The organism is Streptomyces hilarionis (assembly GCF_024539675.1).
GTDB classification, from domain to species: Bacteria; Actinomycetota; Actinomycetes; order Streptomycetales; family Streptomycetaceae; genus Streptomyces; species Streptomyces hilarionis.
On the sequence record NZ_JAHHIT010000590.1, the window covers coordinates 1 to 323 of the forward strand.

Here is a 323-nt window from a genome sequence, read left to right on the forward strand (position 1 = left end):
TTCGCGACTTTTCGAATCCGCCATATCAACCGCCAGAGACTCGGGGTCTTTGGCCGCAACAAACTCGCTGCCTATGCGGCGAATGTCCTTCGCGATGACCTGTTCCAGGGTCTGGCCCTGGGAGCAAAAGACCTTCTTGGCGCTTTCAGAAAACCACTGCCTACGATTACCACATTCATCAGCGATTTTGCTGAAGTTGACGGCGCCAAACTGGTTCATAGGAAATTTTTCCCCAGCCTGTTCCAGTTGCAGCACGTAGTCCCTATAGCGGTCGTACGGAGAGCGCTTCTGATCACTTGTGTCCATGGCTTTTCTCTTTCGCT

Annotated in this window: 1 protein-coding gene; it reads right to left on the reverse strand. The window is 52.6% G+C overall.

Translation table 11 applies throughout. The annotated features are described in order from the left end of the window. On the reverse strand, positions 1-255 hold a 255-nt coding region (locus KMS84_RS39630), incomplete at its 3' end, for a hypothetical protein (RefSeq protein WP_256921502.1). Positions 256-323 lie beyond the last annotated feature (68 nt).